The organism is Kitasatospora sp. NPDC085879 (assembly GCF_040686255.1).
Lineage (GTDB): Bacteria > Actinomycetota > Actinomycetes > Streptomycetales > Streptomycetaceae > Kitasatospora.
In genome coordinates this window covers 1-24,227 of record NZ_JBFBJZ010000048.1, presented here as the reverse complement: position 1 = coordinate 24,227, position 24,227 = coordinate 1, and the positions used below count along the sequence as shown (strand labels likewise).

The window sequence follows — 24,227 nt, the reverse complement described above, 5'->3', positions numbered from 1 at the left end:
AACCGGAGTCCGGACGAGGGGCACCGGAAACCGGATGGACACCGCGCGGCGGAACGCCGATAGTCTCCGGGTGAGCTCCCCCGCCTCCCCCACCACCACCGCCGCCGCACCGCGCCCCTTCGCCTGGGCCGGGCGGAACTTCCGTATCCAGACCGCCGCCACCGTGGTGAGCGGGCTCGGCAACGCGGCCGCCCCGATCGCCACCGCCTTCGCCGTCCTGGAGGCGGGCGGCTCCACCACCGAGGTCGGCTGGGTCACGGCGGCACGTCTGGTGCCGCTGGTGCTCTTCCTGCTGGTCGGCGGCGCGCTCGCGGACCGCCTGCCGCGGCACCACGTGATGGTCGCGGCCAACCTGTTCAACGCGCTCTCCCAGGCGGCACTGGCGGCACTGGTGCTGGCCGGCGCGCCGCCGCTCTGGTCGCTGGTGCTGCTGTCCGCCGCCGGCGGCGCCGGGCAGGCGTTCTACGCGCCCGCCTCCGAGGGCATGATCATGGAGAGCGTGGCCGCCGAACACGCCGGCAAGGCGTTCTCGGTCTACCGGATGGCGATGAACGGCTCGCAGATCGGCGGCGCGGCAGTCGGCGGAGCGCTGACCGCCGCGGTCGGGCCCGGCTGGGTGCTGCTGCTGGACGCGGTCGGCTTCGCCGTCGCCGGCGGCCTGCGGGTCTTCCTCCGCCTCGACGCGGCACCCCGGGACACCGTCCAGACGGGCGGCCTCGTGCACGAACTCCGGCTCGGCTGGCGTGAGTTCGCCTCCCGGAGGTGGCTCTGGGCGGTGGTGCTGCAGTTCTCCGTGGTGGTCGCCTGCATCAGCGCGGTGGAGACGGTGTACGGCCCGGTGGTCGCCGCCCAGCGCTTCGGCGGTGCCCGTGCCTGGGGCCTGGCGATGGCCGCCTTCGGCATCGGCATGCTCGCGGCCGGTGTGCTGATGACCCGCTGGCAGCCGCGGCGCATCCTGCTCACCGGCAACTGGGGTGTCTTCCTGTTCGCACTGCCCGGTCTCGCCCTGGCGGTCGGCGCCGCACTGCCCGTCCTGGTCGCGGCGATGTTCGTCTCCGGCGCCGGGGTCACCGTGTTCGGCGTCAACTGGATGGTCGCGCTGCAGCAGGAGATACCGTCCGAGATGTTCTCCCGGGTCTGCGCCTACGACCACCTCGGCTCGATCGCCCTCACCCCGCTCGGCACCGCGATGGCCGGCCCGGCCGCCGACGCGCTGGGCCTGGACGGCGCCCTGTGGACCTGCGCCGCCGGCACCCTGGCCCTGGCCGCCGCCGTCCTGGTCGTCCCCGAGGTCCGCCGGCTCACCCGCCCGCTGCCCGCCACCACCACCGCGGCTTCCGTCCCCGAGCCGGTCGGCGGCTGAGCAACCGCCCGGCCCCGCGCCGCGTCCTTACCCGGCACAGACCCGGGGGGCCGCGCATGCCGGACGCACCACTGCTCTTCATCGACGTCGACGGCGTGCTCAACCCCGCCGACCCGCACCCGGACGAGGACTTCCGGCGGCACGAGCTGCTCGGGTACGAGGTGCTGCTCTCGCCCGTGCACGGCGCCTGGCTGCGGGAACTCGCCGAGGTGTACCGGCTCTGCTGGGCCACGACCTGGCAGGAGTCGGCCAACGAGCACCTCGCGCCGCTGCTCGGGCTGCCGGAGCTTCCGGTGGTGGGGGTCAACCGCTACGTCCGGCAGCCCGGCGACCCGCGTGTCCGCCTCTTCGAGCTGTTCTCCGGCTTCAAGTGGGCACCGATCCTCCGGTACGCGGCGGGCCGCCCGTTCGCCTGGATCGACGACGTGATCCCGCCGCGCCTCGTCCGCAACTCCCGCCTCCGCCGGGACCGCCTCCTCGTCCCCGTCGACCCTCACGAGGGCCTCCGCCGCCGGCACGTCGACCGCCTCCTGCACCGCCCGCCCAGGTAGGGCGGACGCCAAGGGCGCAGGGGCGGTCAGGCCGTCGGCAGCCAGCTGACGTGGCCCGCGAGGAGGGCGTAGCCGACGAAGGCGACGGTGTCGATCAGGGCGTGCGCGACCACCAGGGGCATCACCCGGCCCCAGCGGCGGTACAGCAGGCAGAAGACGATGCCCATGACCATGTTGCCGACCAGTCCGCCGACCCCCTGGTACAGGTGGTACGAGCCGCGCAGGAGCGAGCTGGTGACCACCATCGCCGGCCAGGACCAGCCGAGCTGTCCGAGCCGCCGCAGCAGGTAGCCGACCACGATCACTTCCTCGAGGATCGCGTTCTGCCAGGCCGAGCCGATCAGGACGGGGATCCGCCACCAGACGTCCGGCAGGCCGGAGGGGGCGACGGTGAGGTTGAAGCCGGCGGCCTGGGCGGCGAGGTAGAGGCCGAGGCCGGTGCCGCCGATCGCGGCGGCGAGCAGTGTGCCGCGCCCGAGGTCCCGCGCCTTGTCCCGCAGGTCGAAGCCGAGCACCCGCAGCGAGGTGGACTCCCGGACCAGCAGGTAGCCGACCAGGACGACCGGCATCAGCCCGCGGGCGATGTAGTAGACCTGCCAGGCGAGGTCGATCCAGGGCCGGCCCGGTGCGCGGGAACTGTTGAGGGTGGCGACCTGCCGGCCGAGGGCGATGGGCTGGGTCACCGAGTCGGCGAAGCTGATCAGGGCGGCGACGCCGCTGGCCCCGAGGGAGAGCCCGAGCACGATGAGCAGCTCGACGCCGAGCAGACGGCGGGCCGGGGTGCCGGTCTCGGGCTCGGTCGAAACGCTGGTCACCTGGTCTCCCGCGCGGCGGCTCGCTGCCCGCGGCCGGCCGGCGCGCGGGCCCGGGGGCACGGACGGCCTCCGGGCCGATCATCCTCGCACACGCGGATGAGAGCGCCCCGCCGCAAGCTCGGCCCGTGGCGGGGCGCTGCCTGCGGCGGGGCGCGGCCGGTCAGCCGACCGGCCAGGTGTGCACCGGTTCCCCGGTGCGCATGTACTCCACGTACCTCCTGGTCATCGCGGCGATGGCGGCGGTGCGGTCCATGCCGAAGTGCTCGCGCAGCCGGTGCACGGTGGCGGCCTGCCAGGAGGCGCCGTTGGTGCGGCGCAGGCAGCGCTGCTCGATGACGCCGAGGTAGCGGTCGCGGTCGGCGGGTTCGACGCCCCACTCGTCGAGGCCCTGGTGGGCGAGCGGGAGCAGTTCGTTGAGGACGAGCTCGGTCACCGGGACGGGGGCGGTGCCGCCGCGGCCGGCCCGTCCGTGCCGGGGCCAGTGCAGGACGGCGTCGATGCCGTGCCGGGCCGCGGTCTGGAAGTTCTCGTCGGCGCGTTCGAACGGCAGCCTCGTCCAGACCGGGCGGGACTGCTCTGCGAGCACGCGGACGAGGCCGTAGTAGTAGGCGGCGTTGGCGAGCACGTCGGTGACGGTGGGGCCGGCGGGCAGGCAGCGGTTCTCCACCCGGAGGTGGGCGATGCCGTCGGCGACGTCGTACACCGGGCGGTTCCAGCGGTAGATGGTGCCGTTGTGGAGCCGCATCTCGGCGAGTTTGGGGACGCCGCCGGAGGCGAGCACCTTGACCGGGTCCTCGTCGTCGCAGATCGGCAGCAGGGCCGGGAAGTAGCGCAGGTTCTCGGCGAAGAGATCCAGCGCGGAGTCCACCCAGCGCTCCCCGAACCAGGTGATGGGGCGCACGCCCTGCGCCTTGAGCTCCGCCGAACGGGTGTCACAGGCCTGTTGGAAGAGCACCGGCCGGGTCTCGCGCCACAGTTCGCGGCCGAACAGGAACGGCGAGTTGGCGCCTAGCGCGACCTGACTGGCGGAGATCGCCTGGGCGGCGTTCCACACCGGCGCGAACTTCTCCGGGGTGACCTGCAGGTGGAGCTGGAGCGAGGTGGCGGCGGCCTCGGCGACCATCGAGACCGACTCGACGGCGAGGTGCTCGACGCCCTCGATGTCGAGCGCGATGTCCTCGCCGCGGGCGGCCAGGATCTGGTCGCTGAGCAGGCTGTACCGGTTGTTGTGGGACATGCTGTCCAGGCCGGTGTGGTCCAGGTCGAGGGTCGGCAGGATGCCGACCATGACGATCCGGGCGCCGGCCTCCTCGGCCTGCCGGTCGGCGTAGCGCAGACAGGTGTCGACCTCCTCGCGGAGCTCCTCCAGGACGTGGCCGCCGAGCCGCCGCGGGGCGACGTTGACCTCGATGTTGAAGCGGCCCAGCTCGGTCTGGAAGTCGGCCGAGGCGATCGACTCCAGCACCTGCGCGTTGCGCATGACCGGCATGCCCTGCTCGTCGGCCAGGTTGAGCTCGATCTCCAGGCCCATCATCGCTCTGGGGCGGTCGAAACGTCCCTCGCGCAGCATCCGCTCGAACACGTCCAGACAGGACTGGAGCTTGCGCCGGTACAGCTGCCGGTCGGACAGTTCAGCGCGAGTGGCCGCGACCTTCTCGCCCATGAGCGTCCTCCTCCCCTAGGTCGACCGTGCATGCATCATGCCCATCCGGAAGATCGATAGCCCGGGGTCTCGAACGCGGTGGCGAGGCCCGGAACTGACGGCCCGTCAGTGAATACCGGACTTGCCGCACCACACCGAACGTGATAAGAAGGTCACCCTGCGCACCTGTTCGAGTAGAATTCGCACTGCGCTCCCGGCCGGTTTCCCGCCGCACGACGACCTCGTGCTCGCGTGGTTCCGTGCCCGCACCGCGATCATGCCCAACCGGACACGGCCAGGTCCCGCCACGCCGGTATGCCGCACTCGCACGCCGATCTCGCACAGAGAGGCGACCCGCCATGACTCTGCAGACCCCTCAGCCGCCGCCCAGTGCCCTGCGGGCCGTGCTGGCCGCCCTCGACGACGAGGGCGCGCTCAGCAAGCCAGCGGCCGCAGCGCTGCGCCATACCGCCGGTCCGCTGCTGCCCGCGCACCCGCTGGCCGTGTACGTGCTGGAGGGGTCCGCGCTGGGCACCGCGCGGCGCACCGGCTGGCGGTTCCTGATCAAGCAGGGCAGCGGCGGTGTCGTCGCGGCCGCGGAGGTGGCGGAGACGCCCGCCGGGCACACCTTCGCGCACTTCGCGGCCGGCCCCTATCTCGACTCCACGGTGCAGGCGCTGCGCCAGGCGTGGCAGCTCGCGCAGGGCTCGCGCACGATCCGGCTGCCGCGGCTGCTGTCGATGCCGGGCCACTACGCGACGGCCCTGTGGTTGAACGGTTCGGCACCGGACGGCCGGGACGACCTGCTGATTCCGCTCTCCCCCGCGCCGCTCGGGGTGACGGCCCACCGGATCTACCGGGCGGGCGAGTTGCTGGCGGCGCTGGAGCGCCCGCCGCTCGGCGGCGCGACGATGCTGCTCAGCCAGAGCTGACACCCCCGAATCACCCGGACGGGCCATCGGGTCTGACCTATCAGGGTCAGACACCCGGTGGCCCGTTCGGTCGTTCCGGCGCCGGTCGGCCGCCTGAACGGGTGATCTCCTGCAACGGGTTGTGGCGCATGTCACGAAACTGCTGCGGGAGCGGCCCGGGATGCCGACACTGGGAACCAGCGGCTGTGGGGGCTTGTCCTACCCACCGAAGCGCCGGTTCACACCTGGGCCGGCGAGGATGATCCGCCGGCAGGGCGGCGCACCACGGGGGCGCCGGCGGCGGGGCAGGATCGCGAGCGAAGCGAGGGTACGAGCTATGTGCCAGCACCGTCCTGAATGTCCTTCGGCGGAGTCGGCCGACCGCGAAGCGGCCGTACCGGTGGCCCGCCACCCCGAGCAGGGCTGGAGCCTGCTCTGCAACGGCGTCCTCCTGTTCGAGGACACCGGTGAACTGCTGCCCGACGGCCGGGTGATCGCCCCGCGGCGACCGCTCGCCGTGGCGGCCTGACCACCGACCCGGAACGCCCGCCGGGATCGCCGGCAGGGGCGCCGGCCCGGAACGCCGCGAGGGCCCCGGAGGAGATCTCCTCCGGGGCCCTCGCCGTCATGCCCTGAGGGCTCAGACGCCGTACTCGTCCAGCGGCGGGCAGGAGCAGACCAGGTTGCGGTCGCCGTAGGCGCCGTCGATCCGGCTCACCGGCGGCCAGTACTTGTCCGCGGGGTTCACGCCGGCCGGGAAGACGGCCTCCTCGCGGGTGTACGCGTGCTGCCAGTCGGCGGCCAGGTTGGCGGCCGTGTGCGGGGCGTTGCGCAGCGGGTTGTCCTCGGCGGGCCACTCGCCGGAGCCGACCTTCTCGATCTCCGCGCGGATCTCGATCATCGCTTCGCAGAAGCGGTCGATCTCGTACAGGTCCTCGGACTCGGTGGGCTCGATCATCAGCGTGCCGGCCACCGGGAACGACATCGTCGGGGCGTGGAAGCCGTAGTCGATCAGACGCTTGGCGACGTCGTCGACGGTGACGCCGGTCTCCTTGGTGAGCGGGCGCAGGTCGATGATGCACTCGTGCGCGACCAGGCCGCCGGGGCCGGTGTAGAGCACGGGGAAGTGCGGGGCGAGCCGCTTGGCGATGTAGTTGGCGTTCAGCACTGCCACCTGGGTGGCGCGCTTGAGGCCCTCGCCGCCCATCAGGCGGACGTACGACCAGGAGATCGGCAGGATCGCCGCCGAGCCCCAGGGTGCGGCCGAGATCGGGCCGACGCCGGTGGCCGGGCCGGCCTCCTCCTGCAGCGGGTGGTTCGGCAGGTACGGCGCGAGGTGCGCGCGGACCGCGACCGGGCCGACGCCCGGGCCGCCGCCGCCGTGCGGGATGCAGAAGGTCTTGTGCAGGTTCAGGTGCGAGACGTCCGCGCCGAACTTGCCCGGCTTGGCGAGGCCGACCAGGGCGTTGAGGTTGGCGCCGTCGACGTAGACCTGGCCGCCGGCGTCGTGCACCATCTCGCAGATGGTGGTGATCTCGGTCTCGAACACGCCGTGGGTGGACGGGTAGGTGACCATCAGCACGGACAGCTGGTCGCGGTGCTGCTCGATCTTGGCCTTGAGGTCGTCGACGTCCACGTCGCCGTCGGTGAGGGTCTTCACCACGACGACCCGCATGCCGGCCATGACCGCGGAGGCGGCGTTGGTGCCGTGCGCGGAGGACGGGATGAGGCAGACGTCGCGCTGGGTGTCGCCGTTGGCGTGGTGGTAGGCGCGGACGGCCAGCAGGCCGGCCAGCTCGCCCTGGGAGCCGGCGTTCGGCTGGATGGAGACCGCGTCGTAGCCGGTGACCTCGACGAGCTGCTGCTCCAGGCCGTGGATCAGGCTGAGGAAGCCCTGCACCTGGTCGGCCGGGGCGAAGGGGTGCAGCTGGCCGAACTCGGGCCAGGTGACCGGCTCCATCTCGGTGGTGGCGTTGAGCTTCATGGTGCAGGAGCCCAGCGGGATCATGCCGCGGTCCAGCGCGTAGTCCCGGTCCGACAGGCGGCGCAGGTAGCGCAGCATGGCGGTCTCGGAGCGGTGGCTGTGGAAGACCGGGTGGGTGAGGTACTCGTCCTCGCGCAGCAGGGCGGCGGGCAGCGCGTCCGCGGTCTCGTCGAGCTCGCCGCCGGCGATGCCGAAGGCGGCCCACAGCGCGGTGACGTGCTCGCGGGTGGTGGTCTCGTCGCAGGAGATCGAGACGGTGTCGGCGTCGACCTTGTGGATGTTGATGTTCGCGGCGAGCGCGGCGGTGACGACCTCGTCGGCGCGCTGCGGGACGCGGGCGGTGACGGTGTCGAAGAACTCGCCGTGCACCAGCTCGACCCCGCCGGCGCGCAGGCCCGCGGCGAGCGCGGCGGCGTAGCGGTGGGTGCGGCGGGCGATGTCCGCGAGGCCGTCGGGGCCGTGGTAGACGGCGTACATCGAGGCCATCACGGCGAGCAGCACCTGGGCAGTGCAGATGTTGCTGGTGGCCTTCTCGCGGCGGATGTGCTGCTCGCGGGTCTGCAGGGCGAGGCGGTAGGCGCGGTTGCCGTCGGAGTCGACGGAGACGCCGACCAGGCGGCCGGGCAGGTTGCGGGCGTACTCGGCGCGGACGGCGAGGTAGCCGGCGTGCGGGCCGCCGAAGCCCATCGGGACACCGAAGCGCTGCGAGGTGCCGCAGGCGATGTCGGCGCCCATCGAGCCCGGGGACTTGAGCAGGGTGAGGGCGAGCAGGTCGGCGGCGACGGCGACGACCGCGCCGAGGCCGTGGGCCTGCTCGATGACCGGGGTGAGGTCGCGGACGACGCCGGCGGCACCCGGGTACTGGAGGAGGACGCCGAAGACGCCGCGCTCGGCGATCTCGGCCGGGATGCCCTCGGACAGGTCGGCGACGACCACCTCGACGCCGGTCGGCACGGCGCGGGTCTCGATGACGGCGACGGTCTGCGGCAGGGTGTCGGAGTCGATCAGGAAGACGCCGCCCTTCACCTTGGTGACGCGGCGGGCCAGGGCCATGGCCTCGGCGGCCGCGGTGCCCTCGTCGAGCAGCGAGGAGCCGGAGGTGGCCAGGCCGGTGAGGTCGGAGACCAGGGTCTGGAAGTTCAGCAGCGCCTCGAGGCGGCCCTGCGAGATCTCCGGCTGGTACGGCGTGTAGGCGGTGTACCAGGCCGGGTTCTCCAGCACGTTGCGCAGGATCACCGGCGGGGTGAAGGTGCCGTAGTAGCCGAGGCCGATCATCGAGGTGGCGACCCGGTTGCGGTCGGCCAGCTCGCGCAGCTCGGCGAGGACCTGGGCCTCGCTGCGGCCGGCCGGCAGGTCCAGTGCGGTCAGGCTGCGGATGGCCTCGGGGACGGCCGCCTCGGACAGCTCGTCCAGGGACGCGTAGCCCACGTGGGCGAGCATCTTCTCCTGGGCGGCGGCGTCGGGGCCGATGTGGCGGGTCTCGAAGGGACTGGCCTGCTCGAGCTCGGTGAGGTTCGGCTGGGCGTTCATGGGGGTCGAGGCCTCCTGGTCACGGACCGGCGGGGGTACGCACGCCGGTCGGCCGCCGTGGGGAGCCAAAGACGCACGAACCCGTCAGGCCTCCCCCTCTGTCATCGGTACCTGAGAGCTTCGCCGCCATGACGCCCGAAGGCATCTCGTCGGCTTGCACCGTCGGTGAGGGTGGTGCCGCCGGCTCCTGTGCCGACGATCCTGCCCTGCTTTCCAGAGTGACCTGGCCCGTGCGGTACGGGTGCCTGAGAGATTCCGGGGAGGGGTTGCTCCTTCGGCGCCCCTTTCCCCCTGCTCAACGGGGTCCGGGACTCTCCCGCGCGGGCTCGGCGGTCGCCGCCCAGGGTACCAGCGGGACTGCCTGGAATGGCGGGCGCTGTGACCGGCGTCCCACCGGTCCGGCCCTCCCCCGGACGGCCGATCACCGGCCCGGACGGCCCCGTTCGGCTCGCCGCTGTCCGGTTCGTGGCGTTCTGTGTAGATGGCGTCTGGCCAGCTCCTCCAGCCGTCCCGACGTCCGCGTACCACAGGAGCAGTAGCACTGGAGGACAGCGTGCAGACCGATATCGATCCGCGAGACCTGATCGGGCACAAGGCGGTCGACCGGAACGGTGAAAAGATCGGCACGGTCGACGAGGTGTATCTCGACGACGCGACCGGTGAGCCCGAGTGGGCCGCGGTCCGCACCGGGATCTTCGGCCGGGACGCCTTCGTCCCGCTGACCACCAGCGAGTTCTCGGGCGAGGAGCTGAAGGTCCCGTACGACAAGTCGCTGGTGAAGGAGTCCCCCGACTTCGGCGTGGGCCAGCACCTGTCGCCCGCCCAGGAGTTGCAGCTGTACCGCTACTACGGGCTGGACACCGCCGGCGCCGGCCGGCCCGGCGCGGAGGCCGCCCCGGCACCGGCCGAGCGCCCCAGGGACACCGACTTCGGCACGGTCGCGCAGACCGCACCCGGCGGGGCCGCGTCGAACGGTCAGGCCCCGGCGGACGCCCGGTCCGCGGCGAACGGCCACGGCCGCACCGACCAGGGCCGCACCGACCACGCCGACGGGCAGCACGGCGGGGCACGCCGGGAGCACGCCCGGCCCGAGAGCCACGGCGGCCGGGAGAACGACCAGGAGATCACCATGCAGCTCCAGGCGGTACCGGCCGGCGCCAACGTCCGCCCGGCGACGCCGGCCGCGGCGCAGCGCCCCGACCGGGCCGAGCGGCACGCCGGCGGCGAGGCCGGGGCGCACCGGCCGGTCGAGATCGTCTGCCGCGAGGAGCGGCTGGACATCAGCACCGAGTGGCACGTGCTGGGCACCGTCCGGCTGCGCAAGTACGTGACCTCGGAGGCGGTGGAGCGCCGGGTGCCGGTGGTGCGCGAACGGGCCCGGGTGGAGCGGGTGCCGGTGAGCGACGCCGAGCGGGCCGCGCTGAGCGACCAGGAGATCGCCGATGCGGTCGAGGAGGTGACCCTGCGCGAGGAGCGGGCGGTGGTGCGCAAGTACCTGGCCCCGATCGAGCGGGTGCGCCTGGTGGTCGAGCGGTACACGGAGGAGGAGCTCGTCCGCGAGGAGCTGCAGCGCGAGCAGGTCGAGGTGCACGACGAGACCGCGCACCAGCCGTACGGTCCGCAGCCCTTCAGCCCGCCGCCGGCCGAGCGGGCGGCCGGTCCGGCGGGCCGCGCCCCCGCGGCGGGCGGGCCGGCACCGCACGCGTCGGCGCCGGCGCACGTCCAGGTGGCGGCCCGGGCCGCCGCGCAGCCGCCCCGGCCGGAGCCGCTGCACCCGGTCTGACCCTTCCGGCTCCCGACTCCGGCTCCTGACGACGACAGGTCCCGGTCCGCTGCGGCGGGCCGGGACCTGCGCTTTGCCGAAGCTTCACCGATCGATATTTGACAGAGTGAAGTATCGACCTGCATCGTTACTTCAGTTCATTCACTATCGCTTGCCTGAAGCAGTGATTTCGGCTTCCGGCAGCCCCAACGGGAGGAAACCCACCGTGAGTGAGGCCCCACAGCCCGCCGCCACGGACGAGAAGCCGAGCAGTGCGCGGGTGCTCCCCGCGCTCGTGCTGGCCATGCTGGCGTTCAGCGTGGTGCAGACCGCGGTCGTGCCGATCCTGCCGTCGCTGGCCAAGGAGCTGAACGTCTCCGGCTCCAGCATCACCTGGCTGATGACCGCCAACCTGCTCTCCGCGGCCGTGCTCACCCCGCTGCTCGGCCGGTTCGGCGACCTCCGCGGCCGCAAGCCGATGCTGCTGGTCTCGCTCGCCGGCCTGGTCGCGGGCTCCGCCCTCGCGGTCGGCACCCACTCCTTCACCTGGCTGGTCGTCGCCCGCGTGCTGCAGGGCGCCGGCGGTGGCGTGCTCCCGCTCGCGATCAGCATCGTCCGTGACGAGCTGCCCAAGGCCAAGGTCACCGGCGGCGTCGCCGCCATCAGCGCCTCCATGGGCGTCGGCAGCGGCCTCGGCCTGGTCGCCACCGGCCTGCTGCTGGAGCACTGGAGCTACAAGTCGATCTTCTGGATGGGCCTGGTCTTCGGCATCATCGCGGTCGCCCTGGTCGCCCTGCGGGTGCCCACGGACCCGGTCGTCGACAAGGAGGGCGGCGCCGACCCGCTCGGCGCGCTCACCCTGGCCGGCTGGCTCTCCGCCCTGCTGATCGCCGTCAGCCAGGGCAACCACTGGGGCTGGACCTCCAACCGCACGCTCGGCCTGTTCGCCGTCGCCGCGGTGATCGCCCTGGTCTGGATCCTCATCGAGGTCAAGGTCACGCACCCGCTGGTCGACATGAAGATGATGTCCCGCCCGGCCGTCGCCTTCACCAACATCTCCGGCCTGCTCATGGGCTTCGGGATGTACGGCTCCTTCATGGTCATCAGCAACTTCGCGCAGACCCCGGAGAAGCTCGCCCACTACGGCTTCACCGCCACCGTGCTGCACGCCGGCGTGATGCTGCTGCCGTCCGCCCTCGGCTCGATGGTCGCCGCCCCGCTCGGCGCCCTGATGATCGCCCGCCGCGGCCCGCGTCTGCCGCTCGTCGCCGGCGGCATCCTCGGCGCGGTCGCCATGGCCTACCTCGCCCTGCGGCACAGCCACGAGATCGACATCTACCTCGCCTCCGCCGTCTTCGGCCTCGGCGTCGGCCTCGCCTACGCCGCCATGCCGGCCTACATCAACGGCGCCGTGCCGGCCGAGCAGAGCGGCATCGCCAACGGCATGAACGCGGTGCTGCGCACCGTCGGCGGTGCCATCGGCACCGCGGTGATGGCCGCGATCCTCACCGGCGACACCATGAAGCTGCCGATCCCGGTCGCGCTGCCGACCCTGCAGGCCTACGAGCACGCCTACTGGACCGCCGCGGTGATGTGCGTCGTCGCCGGCCTGGTGCCGTTCGCCATCCGCCGGATCAAGTCCGCCGAGGCCCCGGCCGTCGGCCCGGCCGCGGGGACCCCCTCCGCCACCAGCCCCGAGCTGGCCAAGACCGACGCCTGACGAGGCGTCTCCTCGCGCCAGGGGACAGGGCGCGAGGGGGCCGGGCCCCGTGGACGGTTGTGGGCATGCGACCACGGACACGGCCCGGCCCCACCGAGCGACCCCGCACTGGGACGGTGCGGGGCCGCTCGCCATGTCCGCCGCGTACCGCTCGGGCCGCGGCTCAGGCCTGGCGCAGCGGCAGCGGCTCGGACGGCTCCAGATCCGGGTCGTCCACGGCGAAGGTCCGCACCCGGCCCGGCGGCCCGTACGGCGTCTCGAAGCGCACGGTGACCCGGCCGACCCCGCTGCCCTGCACCCAGCCCGGGCCGAACTCGGCGTGCCGCACGTCCTGCCCGGGCAGCCAGCGGCGCAGCAGCGGGGGCACGGCCTCCGCCGCCGGCCCGGACGGCCGTGCGGGCGGCTCCTCCCCCGCGCCCGCCGTGCCCTCAGAGCCCTCCTCCGCCTCCTCCGCCTCTGCCTCCGCCTGGGCAGCGTGCGCGGCCTGCGCGAACAGGTCCTCCTGGGTGTAGTCGGCCAGTTGGGACACGCCCACGCCGAGCAGCCGCACCCCGCCGGTGGTGTCCACCTGCAGGGCGAGCCGGCGGGCGGTCTCCGCGATCACCGCCTCGTCGTCCGTGGGAGCGCGCAGCGTCTCGGAGCGGGTGAGCGTGGAGAAGTCGAAGCGGCGGACCTTCAGCACCACGGTGCGGCCGGAGCGGCCCGCCGCCCGCAGCCGCCGGACGCACCGGGCGGTGAGCTGGTCGATCTCGTGCAGGATGCGGTCGCGGTCGGCGAGGTCGACCTCGAAGGTGTCCTCCACCGACACGGACTTGGCGTCCCGGTCGGGCACCACCGCGCGCTCGTCGTACCCGGTGGCCATCAGGTGCACCCCGGCGCCGTGCGCCCGCCCGAGCAGCTGGACGAGCTCGGCCTCGCCCGCCTCGGCGAGATCGGCGACCGTGGTCAGGCCGGCCCGGCGCAGGGTCTGCTCGGTGGCGGGCCCGATCCCGGGCAGGGCGCGGACGGGCATCGGGCTGAGCACGGCGCGCTCCGAGCCGATCTCCACCAGGACGAGGCCGTCCGGCTTGGCCTGCTCGGAGGCGATCTTCGCCATCAGCTTGGAGCCCGCGGCGCCGACCGAGGCGGTGAGGGCGGTGTGTTCGAGGATGTCGGCGCGCAGGTCCTCGGCGACCGCGAGCACCAGCTGGGCGCCGACCGCCGGCTCGGCCGCGGCGAGCGCGGGGCCGTACGGGCCGGCCTCCAGGTCGACGAAGGCCTCGTCGAGGCTGAGCGGCTCGACCAGGGGTGAGCGCTCGCGGAGCAGGGCCATGACGATGTCGCTGTTCTCCCGGTAGGCGGCGAAGCGACCGGCCAGGAAGGCGGCGTTCGGGCAGAGCCGGCGGGCCTGCGCCATCGGCATCGCGGAGTGCACACCGAACTTCCGGGCCTCGTAGGAGGCGGTGGAGACGACACCGCGGCCGCCGAGGCCGCCGACGATCACCGGCTTGCCGCGCAGGCTCGGCTTGGCCGCCTGCTCCACCGACGCGAAGAAGGCGTCCATGTCGAGGTGGATGATGCTCGGCACAGTCCGCACAGGGCGATCATCGCGCACGGCTGTGACAATCCGTTCGAGGCGGGGCAGCGGCCGTTCCCGGCCGGGAGACCGCCCGCGCCCCCACCGCCGAGCCGGGCCGTACCGCCGCGCCCTACCGCCGGGCCGCGTCCGCCAGTGCCAGGGTGACGCCCTGCTCGGTGGCCCCGAGGAACCGGGGGTCGGGGCGCAGCCAGGCGTCCAGCGCCGCCTTGCCCGCCCCCGGGATCTCGCGCAGCCCGCCGTAGTACCAGGTGGTGTCGTGCGGCTCGTCCACGGCCACGGCGTAGGCGTCGATGCCGGCGGCCTCGCACAGTGCCAGGGCGCGCCGCACGTGGAAGCCCTGACTGACGAGCAGGGCGTGGTCGACGCCGAAGATGCGGCGGGCCCGCACGCAGGAGTCCCAGGTGTCGAAGCCGGCGTAGTCGCCGACCACCCGGATGTCGGGCACCCCCCGGTCCGTCAGATAGCGGCGCATGGCGTCGGTCTCGTCGTAGTCGGTGGTGCTGTTGTCGCCGGTGACCAGGATGGCCTGCACCTTGTGCTGCTGATAGAGGTTCAGTGCCGCGTCCAGCCGGTGCGCGAGGTACGGGGAGGGCTCGCTGCCGAAGAGTCCTGCGCCGAAGACCACGGCGACGGGCGCGGCGGGGGCGTCGGCCACCGCGCGGACGCGGCCGTCCTCGCCGGTCCACAGCCAGGCGCTGGGCGCGAGTGCGAGGGTGCTGACGACGACGGCGGCCTGGAACCAGCGCCGCCGGCCTGTGCGGTCGCCGAGCCCGGGAATCCGCCGCAGCCGTGCTGCGGCCCGGCGCAGCCTCTTCAGATCCTTGATCGACACATCTGGCGGGACGCGGCGGACGGCCGGCGCGGTTCCCCCGGTCCTGTGCCGGGGCCTGCGTGGACGGGAATCAGACGGCGCGGTTGCGGCGCTGGGCGAGCTCGTCGGCCGGGTCATGGCCGATCAGGGTCTCGCCGGTGTCGGTGCGTTCGGCGTGCAGCCGGCCGAGCGCGCTCTCCAGCTCCTGCCAGACCGCGCCGACGGCGATGCCGAACATGCCCTGGCCGCCGCCGATCAGGTCGACGACCTGCTGCGGGCTGGTGCACTCGTAGACGGTGGCGCCGTCGCACATCAGCGTCAGGCCGGTGAGGTCGGTGGGCTCGGCCGCCTGGAGGTGGGCGACGGCGACCCGGATGTTCTGCAGCGAGACGCCCGCGTCCAGCAGCCGCTTGACGATCTTCAGCAGGAGGATGTCGCGGAAGCTGTAGAGTCGCTGCGCGCCGGCCGGGTACGCGGTGCGGACGCTGGGCTCCAGCAGCCCGGTGCGGGCCCAGTAGTCGAGTTGACGGTAGGTGATGCCGGCGGCGGCGCAGGCCGTCGGCCCGCGGTAGCCGACCAGGGCGGAGGTCGGCGGGATCCGCTCGATCGCGGGCTGCCCGGCCTGGACGGCCGGGAAGCGCCCCACCCGGGGCAGTTCGGTGTCGACGGGCTCGGCCGGGGCCTCCCAGGCCCGCGGGGCCGGTGTGCGGCCGGAGCGCGGCAGGTGCACGGCGCACAGGCCCCCGGCGGTGGCGTCGTCGCCAGTACCGCTCATGCCTGCCTCCGTCCACTCGGTCCTTCGGCTCACCGGGGCGCCGGACGGCGCAGGCCGACCGGAACCTCCCTTGACGGTAGGCAGTCACCACAGGCCCGTCAACGATCGCCACGCCGGGGCTCCGGTCGGATGTCACTCCGGAGAGTGGTTTTTCGTGCCCTTAGTGTGGGTAGGAAGCCGACTTTTTGCAAAGCGCCGTTGCAGTGACTCAAGGCCGGTAGTACGAGGACTACGAGGACTCTGCGGTACGTGGACCGTGGCCGTGGCCGACGGTTACTGCTGGCCGCCGCCGAAGTCGTCCGGCGAGACCTGGTCGAGGAACTCGCGGAACTTCTCGACCTCGTCCTCCTGCTCGTCCGGAATGGCGATGCCCGCCTCGGCGAGCACGTTCTCGCTGCCGTAGATCGGCGTACCGGTCCGCAGGGCCAGCGCTATGGCGTCCGAGGGGCGTGCGCTCACCTCGACACCGCCGGAGAAGACGAGCTCGGCGTAGAACACGCCCTCGCGCAGGTCGCTGATCCGGACCTCCGTCAGCTGCTGGCCGAGCGCGTCGAGCACGTCCTTGAAGAGGTCGTGCGTCAGCGGCCGCACCGGGGTCATGCCCTGCTGCGCGAAAGCGATCGCGGTCGCCTCGCCCGGGCCGATCCAGATCGGCAGGTACCGATCGCCCCCTACCTCCCGCAGCAGCACGATCGGCTGGTTGGAAGGCATCTCCACCCGGACACCCACGACGTCGAGCTCATTCACACTGGCAACCCTATGGCTCGCGCCGCCGATAGGAAAGCGCAGCACGTCCGGCCCTGGTCAGCAGCGCGGCACCGGGGTGTCGCGGGCGGCCGCCCGATCAGCTGGGTCGGGCGCGCAGCCCCGCCTGGACCATGGCCGCGTGCAGCCGGACGGAGAGCGTCGCCAGCTCGCGGGCGGTGGTCTCGGCGTGCGCCCGGGTCTGCGGGTTGCGGTGCCGGCGCAGCGGCGCGACGACCTGATCCACCAGGGCGACCTCGCGGTCGGCGGCGGCCTTCATCGCCCGCAGGTGGCGCGGCTCCAGGCCGTAGCGGCCGAGCTCCGCGACCAGCCGCGCGATCTGCAGGGCCTCGCCGTCGTAGCCGCCGTCCGGCCCGGCCGAGACCAGGCCGTAGGACTCCCACTCGCCGAGTTCGGCCTCCTCGGCCTCGGCCGCCGCGAGCATCTCGGCCCGCCCGAGCCGCACCCCGGCGACCGTGCCGGCCGCGACGCCGAGCTCCCGGTCGGCCTCCTCCAGCGGGCCCGGCCGGGGCTCCGGGGCGGGCAGCGCCGGCGGCGCCTCCCCGCGCTCGATGGCGTCCAGGTGCTCACGGATCACCCGCAGCGGCAGGTAGTGGTCGCGCTGCATGCGCAGCACGTACGCCAGCCGCTCGACGTCCCCGGCGCTGAACTTGCGGTAGCCCGAGGGGGTGCGCTGCGGGTCGACCAGCCCCTCCGCCTCCAGGAAGCGGATCTTGGAGATGGTGACCTCGGGGAAGTCGTCCCGGAGGAACGCCAGCACGGCGCCGATCGAGAGCAGCTCGTCGCCGCCCCTCCCCCGTACCTCGGCCGCACGGCGTGTGGCGGGCACGGGGGTGGCCCCGAGAGTGGTGGGAGGGTTCGCGGTCACTCGGGCTCCTGCCGATGTCGGATTCAGTACCCCCGGACGTGACCGGCGAAGAACACCAGCCGGTACTTGCCGATCTGGACCTCGTCACCGTTGCTGAGCGTGACCTCGTCGATCCGCTCGCGGTTGACGTACGTGCCGTTCAGACTGCCCACGTCCGCCACCGAGAAGCCGCCGCCGGGCAGCCGCCTGAACTCCACGTGGCGGCGCGAGACCGTCACGTCGTCCAGGAAGATGTCGCCCTGCGGGTGACGGCCCGCGGTCGTCACGTCGGAGTCCAGCAGGAAGCGGCTGCCCGAGTTCGGGCCGCGCTGCACGATCAGCAGGGCCGAACCCGGCGGCAGCGCGTCGATCGCGGCCAGCACCTCGGGCGACAGCGCCGGGGTGGCGCCGGTGGACGTGGCACCGGGCTCGTACGACTCGATCCCGGAGATCGAGATGGTCGAGGTGGTCTCGGCGGCCCCCTCGGGCATTGGCGCGTGGCGCAGGGCCGAGCCGCAGTTGGAGCAGAACCGGGCCGTGAGCGGGTTCTGGTTGCCGCACCGCGGGCACGGGGAGGTGCCAGCCATCGTCACAGCCTCCTGGCTCGGCACACCCTGCTGGACGTGCCCGGCGTAGGGGTCCGGGGTAAACCCTCCACCGGAGGTTGAGGGTGCTGCCGGGAAACCTATGCGCGGCGCGGCACCGGATTCAACCGACGCGCCGTAGCCCTGCGCATTCCCCTCGTACGGAGCCGCGCCGTGGCCGTCACGGAACAGCGGACGCTCGGCGTACCGGTCCGCCTCGGGCGCGGGCCGCATGCCGGGGACGGCGGCCTCCTCTCCCGGGCGGCGGTGGCGCGCGGTGGGCGCGTCTGCCGACTCCTGGCGGTTGTTGCGGCCGAACAGCTTCGAGAACAGACTCACGGGCGAATCCCCTTGCGTGTGACAGACCCGCCCGCGGGGCAGGGTGACAGGCTCGGACTGGCAGCTGGCCCGGCATCCGGCCGGGCCCGAGCAGGCGGCGGAGCACACCGCCGGGGTGGAACATCCCAGTGTGCCTCAGGCCGCACCGCGGCGCGCCACCGGGGCCGGTGGAGACCTGACGGACCGTAGGACAGTCGACCCGTCACTTCGCCGCCGGCTTGCCGTACTGCAGCGGCTTCGGTTCGGCGAGGGCGTCGACGACCACCTTCTGCTGCTGGGTGATGACGGCGGTCGCCTGCTCCTTCTCCAGGGTGCGGACCACACCGCCCGGGATGTTGAGCGCCGGCGTCAGATCCTGCGGGTTGCCCACGACCGTGAAGCGGAACGGCTGCGACACCTTCTTGCCGTCGATCTGCACACCGCCGTCGGGGCCGTCGGTGAAGTAGGTGCCGGCCACCACTCGCACATCGTTGATCTGAATCGCCTCCGCTCCAGCCGCTCGGAGTTCCTGCAGGGTGTCCAGCAGCATATCCGCCTTCACCTGCCCCTGGGGATCATTGATCGTCAAGACGATCCCCGGGCCGGTGGCCGGTTCGGTCCCGGCGAGCACGCCGAGCTCCGCCGCCTTCTCCCTGGTCTGCTCCTGAGCCTCCTTGGCCTGGTTGGAGCTGTTCTCCAACTGGGTCAGGGACTGCTCCAGCTGCGTCTTCTCCTGCTGGAGACGCTGCTGGCGACTGTCCAGTTCGTCGAGGATGCGGACGAGATCCTCCTGACGCGCCCCACGCAGCTGGTTGTGGTCGTTGGTCGACCGCACCTGGATCGCCAGGCCCAGACCCAGCGCGAACAGCAGCACGGCGACGACGAGCTGCCCGCGCGACAGCCGAGGCGGCCAGACCGCGGACCGCAGCCGACGACGCGGGTCGGCCTGCCCCGCCTGTTCGGCCTCCTCGGCCTCCTCGGCCTGCTCTGCCTGCTCCGGCTGCCCGGTCTCCTCGGCCTGCTCCGCCGGCTGCGTCGCGGTGGGCGGCTCGGCTGCGACCTCGAATTCGGGCTCGGGCTCGGGCGTGTCGCCCACGGGCCCGACGGACGGCTCCTCGGGCTCCTCCGAGGCCCGTCCGGCTTCCGCGGCGGCCTCCCCGGACACCGGCGGCACGGCCGGCGGCACCACGGACCCGCCGGGCTTCCCGGGGGTCTTCCGCCCCTCGGACGCCCCCGTCCCCTCGGAGGAGGGCGCGGGCTGCCCGTCCGGGCGGCCGTTCGACTTGTCGTCCTGTTCCACGACGTGTTTCTCCCTACGCCCTGAACACATGCCGCCGGATCGCGGCTGCGTTGGAGAAGATCCGGATGCCGAGCACCACGACGACGCCGGTGGAGAGCTGCGCGCCCACCCCGAGCTGGTCGCCGAGGAAGACGATGAGGGCCGCGACGACCACGTTCGAGAGGAACGAGACGACGAAGACCTTGTCGTTGAAGATCCCGTCCAGCATCGCCCGGACGCCGCCGAACACCGCGTCCAGCGCCGCCACCACCGCGATCGGCAGGTACGGCACCACGGCGTCGGGGACCTCCGGCTGAACGAAGAGGCCGACGACGACGCCGATCACGAGCCCCAGAACGGCAATCACGGTGAAGGTACTCCTGTCCGGGTGGGGTTCGACTTGGTGGGCGGGGCGGTCGGTCCGCCCGCCCCGGCCGAGCGGGACGGCGAGGCGCCGGGCGACGCCGAGCTGCCGCCCGACGGCGACGGGCTGCCGGACGCGCCCGGGCCCGCCGAGGCGGCGCTCTCGGCGCCGCCGGGTTTCGCCGTCCGCAACGTCACGCCGAGCGCGGCCGGCAGCGACAGCTTCTTCTGCACGGACACGTTCGACTTGATGCCGTAGCTGTCCTGGATGAGCTTGAGGTAGCGCCCGGCCGAGCTGGAGTCGAAGACTTGGGCGAACCGCTCGCCGTCGCCGATCGCCAGCACGGTGTACGGCGGGACCAGCGGCCGGTTGTCCACGAGCACCGCGTCACCGGCGGCGCGGATCGCGGAGAGCGTCGTCAGCCGCTGGCCGTTGATGGACACCGCCTCCGCGCCGGACAGCCAGAGGCCGTTCACCACGAGCTGCAGGTCGCGGTCGCGCAGCCGGCCGGTGTTGCTGAACCCCTCGGCCTCGCGCGGGTTGCTCACAGACCCGCCGGCGCCCGTCCCGGCGGCGTCCTCGATCACGAGCTTGATCCCGGGGCCGCTGATCTCCCCCGTGCCGGTCCGGGCGCCGAGCGCCGCCAGCGTGCTGTCGCCGCCGACCGGCAGCGCTTCCTGCTGGGCCGCCCCGACCCGCTTGCGCAGGTCCTGGACCTGCCGCTGCAGGGTGTCCGCGGTCTTGGTGGCGTCGTTGACGCGGTGCACCAGCGCGTCCCGCTCCTTGGCGAGCGTCGGCTCGGCCTTGGAGGTGTTCACCCCGGCCACGGTCACCACGGTCGCGGCCAGCGCCAACCCGATGGCCAGCGTGAGCTTGCCGCGCAGGCTCGTCGGCAGCCGGGTCGGACCGTCGCCCCGACGGGCCGCCTCGGCGTAGCCCTCGTCCAGGCTGTGGTCCATGACGTTGGTCAGCAGGGACATCGAGGCGTCCGGACGGGTGAACCGTCCGTTCGAGTCACTCGGCGTCGGCGTTGCTGGCATGCGTTACATCGTCCCATGTCGCCGAGGCGGCGTACGCACAGCCCCCACCGTCAGGGACCCCGACGGTCACCGAACCGTGACCGGCCGGGGCGCGGCGGTACCGGACCGCCGCGCCCCGGCCGTTTCACCGGGAGGTTCTCTCCCTGACGGTGCTCAGCGCCCGGCCGAGTCCACCACCGCCGCCCACTCGTCGAGCAGCTGCTCGGTGGCCTCGTCGTCCGGGCCCTCCGCCCACAGGTGGGTGACCGCCTCGGCCGGGTCCGGCAGGACGATCGTCCAGCGGCCGTCGGCCTCCACGACCCGCACACCGTCGGTGGTGTCCAGCCGTCGGCTCCCGGCCGCCTCCACGACCGAGCGCATCACCATGCCCTTGGCCGCCCACGGCGTCGCGATGTCCCGCCGCTTGATGTGCGCCTGCGGGATCCGGGCGTCGATCTGGCTCAGCGTGAGCTGGGTCCGGGCCACCAGGCCCACCAGCCGGACGAACGCCGCGGGCCCGTCCAGCACCCCGCTGAACTCGGGCACCACGAATCCGCCGCGGCCGTCGCCGCCGAACACCGTGCCCTCCTCCGCGGCCGCCTTCGCCAGATCGTCCGGCGAGGTGGTCGTCCAGGTCACCTGGGTGCCGTGGTACGCGGCCACCTGCTCGGCGATCCTGGTCGTCGTCACCGGCAGTGCCACCTGGCCGCTGCGCCGCTCGGCCGCGACCAGGTCGAGCAGCACCAGCAGCGCCCGGTCGTCCTGGATCACCCGGCCGAGCTCGTCGACGAACGAGACCCGCTCACCGACCGGGTCGAAGCGCACGCCGAAGGCCGCCCGGGAGGAGGCCACGAGTTCGCCGAGCCGGGCCAGCGCGGCCCTCCGCTCCTCGGCGTCCTCGGTCGGCCGCGCCTCGTCCAGGCCGCTGTCGACCGTGAGCGCCTCGACACCGAGCCGGCCGAGGATGCTCGGCAGAACAAGCCCGGCGCTGCCGTGCGCGGCGTCCACGACGACCTTCATGCCCGCCTCGCGCACCCCGCTGGTGTCGATCGCCCGCAGCAGGTTCCGCGCGTACGAGTCGAACACGCTGGACGGGTGCAGCAGGTCCCCGATCTCGCCGGGGAAGGCCCGTCGGAACTCCTGGCGAGCGTAGACGCGGTCCAGCTTCCGCTGGCCGGCCTGCGAGAGGTCGGCGCCGTTCGCATCGAAGAACAGGATGTCCAGCGAGTCCGGCACACCGGGCGTGGTCCGCAGGAAAACGCCGCCCGCGCTGCCGCGCGCGGTGTTCTGCCGGGCGACCGGCATCGGGACGTTCTCCAGGTCGCGGACGTCGATGGCGCTGGTCTGCAGCGCCGAAATCATCGCCCGCTTGAGCGCCCGCGCACCACGCGAGTGGTCACGTGCGATGGTGACCGTTGCCCCCTTCTTCAGGGTGGTCGCGTACGCCCCGGCCAGCCGCACGGCCAGCTCCGGGGTGATCTCCACGTTCAGGATGCCGGAGACGCCGCGCACGCCGAACAGGTGCTCCTGGCCGCGGGACTCCCAGATCACCGAGGTGTTGACGACCGCGCCGGCCTCGATGGTCTTGAACGGGTAGACCCGGACGTTGCCCGCCAGCAGCGACTCCTCGCCGATCAGGCACTCGTCGCCGATCACCGCACCCTCATCGATCCGGGCGGCCCGCATCACGTCGGTGTTCTTGCCGATCACGCAGCCGCGCAGGTTGCACTGCGGGCCGACGTACACGTTGTCGTGGATGACCGCCTTGTGCAGGAAGGCACCGCGCTTGACGACGACGTTGCTGCCCAGCACGGTGTGCTCGCGCAGCTCCACCCCGGCCTCGACCTTGGCGTAGTCGCCGATGTACAGCGGACCGCGCAGCACCGCCTCCGGATCGACCTCGGCACCCTCGGCCACCCACACGCCGGGCGAGATCTCGAAGCCGTCCAGCTCGACCTCGACCTTGCCCTCCAGCACGTCCGCCTGGGCCTTCAGGTAGCTCTCGTGGGTGCCCACGTCCTCCCAGTAGCCCTCGGCGATGTAGCCGTAGACCGGCTTGCCTTCCTTGAGCAACTGCGGGAAGACGTCGCTCGACCAGTCGACCGACTCGCCGGCCGCCACGTAGGAGAAGACTTCGGGTTCCATCACGTAGATGCCGGTGTTCACCGTGTCGGAGAAGACCTGGCCCCAGGTGGGCTTCTCGAGGAAGCGCTCGACCCGGCCCTCGTCGTCGGTGATCGTGATGCCGAACTCCAGCGGGTTCGGCACCCGGGTCAGGCAGACGGTGACCAGCGCACCCTTCTCCCGGTGGAACGCGATCAGCTCGGAAAGATCGAAATCGGTGAGGGCGTCACCGGAGATCACCAGAAAGGAGTCGTCCTTGAGCGCGTCCTCGGCGTTCTTCACACTGCCCGCGGTACCGAGCGGGATCTCTTCATTGGCATAGGTCAGGTTCATCCCCAGCTCTTCGCCGTCCCCGAAGTAGTTCTTCACCAGGGAGGCCAGGAACTGGACGGTCACCACGGTGTCCGTGAGACCGTGCCGCCGTAGCAGCCGGAGCACATGCTCCATGATCGGCCTGTTGGCCACCGGCAACAGTGGCTTGGGCATGCTCGACGTCATCGGACGAAGTCGAGTGCCCTCGCCACCCGCCATCACAACGGCTTTCATTCGGGTGCGTCCTCCTTCGCGGTGGTGAACCCTGCAGATCCATCAAACCGTTCCAGAGCTTCTCTACCCGGATAAAAACGTCCGACTCACCGTGTCGTGGCAAGTCGGACGTGAAGATCTTGTCAACAGCTCTCAAACGGCGGCCGCACGGTCCGCCCGCACAAGCTGCCGGGCCTGGACGGCATAGAGAATGCCGGCCCACCAGTAGAGCACCGTGCCCCACCAGATGAATGCCCAGCTGACCGGCTCGGCAACCGTGGCGAGCCAGCTCTCGCCGTTGCCCAGCAGCAGAAGCGGAAACGCGTACATCAGATTGAACGTGGCCGCCTTCCCCAGGAAACTCACCTGGAGCGGCCCGTAACCGTGTCGGTTGAGAATGGGCAGCAGCGAGCCGATGAACACCTCGCGCGCCAGCAGCACCACCGTCACCCAGAGCGGCAGGATCTCACGCCACGTCAGACCGACGAGGGTCGACAGCACATACAGCCGGTCCGCCGCCGGATCCAGGATCTGACCGAGCCGGCTGACCTGGCCCCAGCGCCGCGCGAGCTTGCCGTCCAGGTAGTCGCTGATACCGCTGAGCATCAGGACGAGGATCGCCCAGCCGTCGTTCTCGGGCCCGCCGAACACCGGCCAGAGGATCAACCACAGGAAGATGGGCACACCCACCAGCCGGCCCATGCTCAGCAGGTTGGGGATGGTGAGGACGCGGTCCGTCTGCACGCGCGTCTCCTGAACCTCCACCTGGGACCCTCCTACTGACAGCTGTACAGCCGTGAACATGTGCGGCCTTGACCCTACAACAACAAAGCCCCCACCCTGAACGGGTGGGGGCTTTGCCCTGAAGAATTGTTCGGCGGCGTCCTACTCTCCCACAGGGTCCCCCCTGCAGTACCATCGGCGCTACGAGGCTTAGCTTCCGGGTTCGGAATGTAACC

The 24,227-nt window shown here is 72.4% G+C and carries 20 protein-coding genes, 1 rRNA gene and 1 riboswitch; of the genes, 6 read left to right on the top strand and 15 right to left on the bottom strand.

What is annotated here, in order from left to right; translation table 11 throughout:
* Positions 1–70 precede the first annotated feature (70 nt).
* Positions 71–1,363, top strand: a complete 1,293-nt coding sequence (locus tag AB0P35_RS29560; protein WP_363516703.1) for an MFS transporter — start codon at positions 71–73, stop codon at positions 1,361–1,363.
* Positions 1,364–1,419: 56 nt separating this feature from the next.
* Positions 1,420–1,914: an HAD domain-containing protein gene (locus tag AB0P35_RS29555; protein WP_095876353.1), complete on the top strand. Its 495-nt coding sequence runs from the start codon at positions 1,420–1,422 to the stop codon at positions 1,912–1,914.
* Positions 1,915–1,940: 26 nt separating this feature from the next.
* Here AB0P35_RS29555 and AB0P35_RS29550 read toward each other — a convergent pair whose 3' ends face one another.
* The gene (locus AB0P35_RS29550) at positions 1,941–2,729 is read right to left on the bottom strand and encodes a CPBP family intramembrane glutamic endopeptidase (RefSeq protein WP_363516699.1); all 789 of its coding nucleotides are present in this window, start codon (positions 2,727–2,729) and stop codon (positions 1,941–1,943) included.
* 160 nt (positions 2,730–2,889) lie between these two features.
* On the bottom strand, positions 2,890–4,392 hold the full coding sequence (locus tag AB0P35_RS29545; RefSeq protein ID WP_095876355.1) for a glutamate-cysteine ligase family protein: 1,503 nt from the start codon (positions 4,390–4,392) through the stop codon (positions 2,890–2,892).
* 338 nt (positions 4,393–4,730) lie between these two features.
* On the opposite strand from AB0P35_RS29545, the gene AB0P35_RS29540 reads away from it, so the two are divergent.
* Together AB0P35_RS29540 and AB0P35_RS29535 are read left to right on the top strand one after the other, a co-directional pair.
* Positions 4,731–5,303 (top strand): hypothetical protein, encoded by a 573-nt coding sequence (locus AB0P35_RS29540; RefSeq protein WP_095876356.1) that lies wholly within the window; start codon positions 4,731–4,733, stop codon positions 5,301–5,303.
* A gap of 316 nt (positions 5,304–5,619) precedes the next feature.
* Positions 5,620–5,811: a DUF5999 family protein gene (locus AB0P35_RS29535; protein ID WP_095876357.1), complete on the top strand. Its 192-nt coding sequence runs from the start codon at positions 5,620–5,622 to the stop codon at positions 5,809–5,811.
* 111 nt (positions 5,812–5,922) lie between these two features.
* Here AB0P35_RS29535 and gcvP read toward each other — a convergent pair whose 3' ends face one another.
* Positions 5,923–8,796 carry an aminomethyl-transferring glycine dehydrogenase gene (gene gcvP / locus AB0P35_RS29530; RefSeq protein WP_363516694.1) on the bottom strand — a complete coding sequence of 958 codons (2,874 nt, stop codon included), beginning with the start codon at positions 8,794–8,796 and terminating at the stop codon, positions 5,923–5,925.
* Positions 8,797–9,019: 223 nt separating this feature from the next.
* Positions 9,020–9,125, bottom strand: a riboswitch (glycine riboswitch).
* Positions 9,126–9,349: 224 nt separating this feature from the next.
* Between gcvP and AB0P35_RS29525 the strand changes: the two genes are divergently transcribed.
* The gene (locus AB0P35_RS29525; protein WP_363516691.1) at positions 9,350–10,579 is read left to right on the top strand and encodes a PRC and DUF2382 domain-containing protein; all 1,230 of its coding nucleotides are present in this window, start codon (positions 9,350–9,352) and stop codon (positions 10,577–10,579) included.
* Between the two features lie 205 nt (positions 10,580–10,784).
* Positions 10,785–12,278: an MFS transporter gene (locus AB0P35_RS29520; RefSeq protein ID WP_363516688.1), complete on the top strand. Its 1,494-nt coding sequence runs from the start codon at positions 10,785–10,787 to the stop codon at positions 12,276–12,278.
* A gap of 163 nt (positions 12,279–12,441) precedes the next feature.
* Here the strand turns inward: AB0P35_RS29520 and AB0P35_RS29515 are convergent, their stop codons facing one another.
* From AB0P35_RS29515 to rrf, 12 genes are all read right to left on the bottom strand, one after another.
* Positions 12,442–13,854 carry a DNA polymerase IV gene (locus tag AB0P35_RS29515; protein ID WP_363516685.1) on the bottom strand — a complete coding sequence of 471 codons (1,413 nt, stop codon included), beginning with the start codon at positions 13,852–13,854 and terminating at the stop codon, positions 12,442–12,444.
* A 112-nt stretch (positions 13,855–13,966) separates the two neighbouring features.
* Positions 13,967–14,644 carry an ElyC/SanA/YdcF family protein gene (locus AB0P35_RS29510; RefSeq protein WP_363516787.1) on the bottom strand — a complete coding sequence of 226 codons (678 nt, stop codon included), beginning with the start codon at positions 14,642–14,644 and terminating at the stop codon, positions 13,967–13,969.
* Positions 14,645–14,759: 115 nt separating this feature from the next.
* Complete coding sequence (locus tag AB0P35_RS29505) at positions 14,760–15,443, bottom strand: MerR family transcriptional regulator (protein ID WP_257019418.1); 684 nt, start codon at positions 15,441–15,443, stop codon at positions 14,760–14,762.
* Positions 15,444–15,716: 273 nt separating this feature from the next.
* Positions 15,717–16,190, bottom strand: a complete 474-nt coding sequence (locus tag AB0P35_RS29500) for a bifunctional nuclease family protein (RefSeq protein ID WP_095876363.1) — start codon at positions 16,188–16,190, stop codon at positions 15,717–15,719.
* 97 nt (positions 16,191–16,287) lie between these two features.
* A complete protein-coding gene (locus tag AB0P35_RS29495; RefSeq protein WP_095877215.1) occupies positions 16,288–17,037 on the bottom strand; it encodes a MerR family transcriptional regulator in 750 nt (249 codons plus the stop codon).
* 62 nt (positions 17,038–17,099) lie between these two features.
* Positions 17,100–17,978, bottom strand: a complete 879-nt coding sequence (locus AB0P35_RS29490) for an FHA domain-containing protein (protein ID WP_095876364.1) — start codon at positions 17,976–17,978, stop codon at positions 17,100–17,102.
* Between the two features lie 202 nt (positions 17,979–18,180).
* Positions 18,181–19,257 carry a DUF881 domain-containing protein gene (locus AB0P35_RS29485; protein WP_363516680.1) on the bottom strand — a complete coding sequence of 359 codons (1,077 nt, stop codon included), beginning with the start codon at positions 19,255–19,257 and terminating at the stop codon, positions 18,181–18,183.
* Between the two features lie 13 nt (positions 19,258–19,270).
* On the bottom strand, positions 19,271–19,603 hold the full coding sequence (locus tag AB0P35_RS29480; RefSeq protein WP_030269510.1) for a small basic family protein: 333 nt from the start codon (positions 19,601–19,603) through the stop codon (positions 19,271–19,273).
* Positions 19,600–20,640: a DUF881 domain-containing protein gene (locus tag AB0P35_RS29475; RefSeq protein ID WP_363516678.1), complete on the bottom strand. Its 1,041-nt coding sequence runs from the start codon at positions 20,638–20,640 to the stop codon at positions 19,600–19,602. Before AB0P35_RS29475 ends, AB0P35_RS29480 begins: the two co-directional genes overlap by 4 nt.
* A 153-nt stretch (positions 20,641–20,793) precedes the next feature.
* Complete coding sequence (locus tag AB0P35_RS29470) at positions 20,794–23,289, bottom strand: mannose-1-phosphate guanyltransferase (protein WP_363516675.1); 2,496 nt, start codon at positions 23,287–23,289, stop codon at positions 20,794–20,796.
* Between the two features lie 132 nt (positions 23,290–23,421).
* Positions 23,422–24,033, bottom strand: a complete 612-nt coding sequence (pgsA, locus tag AB0P35_RS29465; protein WP_095876367.1) for a CDP-diacylglycerol--glycerol-3-phosphate 3-phosphatidyltransferase — start codon at positions 24,031–24,033, stop codon at positions 23,422–23,424.
* A gap of 107 nt (positions 24,034–24,140) precedes the next feature.
* A 5S ribosomal RNA gene (gene rrf, locus AB0P35_RS29460) occupies positions 24,141–24,227 on the bottom strand; the annotation flags it as partial.